At 57.6% G+C, this 1,992-nt stretch carries 1 protein-coding gene and 1 pseudogene; both read right to left on the bottom strand.

Features of this window, described 5'->3' with window-relative positions; genetic code table 11:
* Positions 1 to 184: Uma2 family endonuclease (locus NW837_RS11430; RefSeq protein WP_414331630.1), on the bottom strand; the 184-nt coding region annotated here is incomplete at its 3' end.
* 88 nt (positions 185 to 272) lie between these two features.
* Positions 273 to 1,992 (bottom strand): annotated as a pseudogene (locus tag NW837_RS11435) (chromosome segregation protein SMC); the annotation flags it as partial.

The following is a 1,992-nucleotide window of genomic DNA, read 5'->3' on the forward strand; positions in this document are numbered from 1 at the left end:
GGGTTAAGTCTGTGGTGATTTCGGCATTCCAGTGGCCGGTTTCCCCGCCGGTTGGAGACATGATAACCAATTCTCCTTGAGCGGTACGCTCCAGCTTCAGGTCAGGATTGGCGGCACAAAGCCGAATAAAATCTGCTCGGCTCAGGGTTGTCAGGGGGGATAGATTCAGAGTCAGAGCAACCATGGCAGGCGTTTGGACACTCCTAAACCATTCTTAGAATGAGTCTAATGGGACCTCAGGATTTGCCCTCTGCTCTTAACCAAGCCACATCTTAACTGGGGTGAGGGGCGGGTTTGGTCAGGCCGATCACCTGAGTGTATGCACCGCGGGCCTGGGTTACACCAATGGTGTGCTCAGCTTTTTCGATCATGGGGCGGCGTAAACTGACCACCAAAAACTGCGCCTGACGAGATTGCTGCCAGATCATATTGGCCAATTTTTCCACATTGGCCCCGTCCAAAAACATATCTACTTCATCAAAGGCGTAAAAGCTGGAAGGGCGGAATCGCTGCAGAGCAAAAATAAAGCTGAGGGCTGTCAAGGATTTTTCTCCTCCCGACATGGCGCTGAGACGGCGCACCGGCTTACCTTTGGGGTGGGCCACCAAGGTTAGACCGCCTGCGAAGGGATCCTCTGGGTTTTCCAATTCCAAATGACCATCCCCATCGGAAAGTTGGGCAAAGATGGTTTGAAAATGGCCGTTGACGGCATGAAAGGCATCCAAGAAGGCTTGCCGACGCAGGGTGGAAAAGTTCTCGATGCGCAGCAACAACTCGGTGCGCTCTTGGTGCAGGGTTTCCAGTTTGGCGCTGAGATCCCGCAGGCGAGCTTGGGTCTGTTCGTATTCGGCAATGGCCAGCATGTTTACCGGCTCCAGGGATCGCAATTGCTCTTCGATTTTGCGTTTTTGCCGCTGCAGCTCGTCTAAGGTCAGGGTGGCGGGCAAGTCGGGCAGCGGATCCGGCAGCTCTTGAACCACCGCTTGCAGTTGGGTTTGCAGTTGGGCCAGCAGAGCCTCTTTTTCCTGTTGTTGGGTGAGGGCGTTGTAGCGTTCCCACTCCAGGCGTTGGATCTGCTGTTGTTGAGCCCGCAATTGGAATTCTTGCCGATCCCGCTCTTGGCGCAGGTGGGAAAGTCGGGCCTCGATCTGGCTTATCTGTTGCCGTTGCTCGGCAAGGTGCTGCTGGATGTGACCAAGGGTGGCTTGGGCTTGGACGATTTGCTCCTGCAGATAGGCTTGGCGCTGTTTGCTCTCCTGCAGGCGCTCCTGGTGGTGCTGGATTTGGGCCTGTTTCAGGTGTTGTTGGCCGGAGTTCTCCTGCTGTTGCCGCTCCAGTTGGGCCAGTTGCTGCTGCAGCTCTGCCAAGCGACTTTCTTGCTGCTGCACCGCCTGCTGCAGTTGCTGCCAATGCTGGTTCACCGGGGATCCCTCCAGTTGGCTGAGCTTGAGGGCGAGATCGGCTAGGCGCTGTTGCAAGGGATCCCAACGCAGTTGAATCTGGTCGAGCCGCTGCTGGATCTGGTGGCTTTCGCTTTGCCTTTGCGCCAGGGATCCCTGCAGGTGTTGCAGGCGGGCCTGTTGCTTTTGGCAGTCGGCTTGGTGCCGCTCCAGATATTGCTGGGCTTGCAGGGCGTCTTGGCGAGCCAGGAGCAGGGCTTGGGCCAGTTGTTTTTCGCGGGCTTGGGCTGCTTGTAGGCGCAGGGTGAGGGCGGCCAGCAGTTCCTCCAGCTCGGCCAAGCGGGAGCGCAAGGCGGCCTCCTCGGAAGGTTCGCCGGCAGAAAAGTGGATCCCAGTTCGCTGGGGGGCGCTGCCGCCGGTCATGGCGCCCGAAGTTTCCAACAGCTCCCCTTCCAGAGTAACCATGCGGTGCTTGCCGATGTGGGGCTGGGCCAGCTCTAGGCTTTGGAAAACCAGGGTGGAGCCGAACACAAAGCCGAAAACATCCCGGTAGCGCTCTTCAAAACGCACCAAACGAATGGCGTAGTCGATC

The sequence above is a fragment of the Synechococcus sp. R6-10 genome (assembly GCF_047461815.1).
Lineage (GTDB): Bacteria > Cyanobacteriota > Cyanobacteriia > Thermostichales > Thermostichaceae > Thermostichus.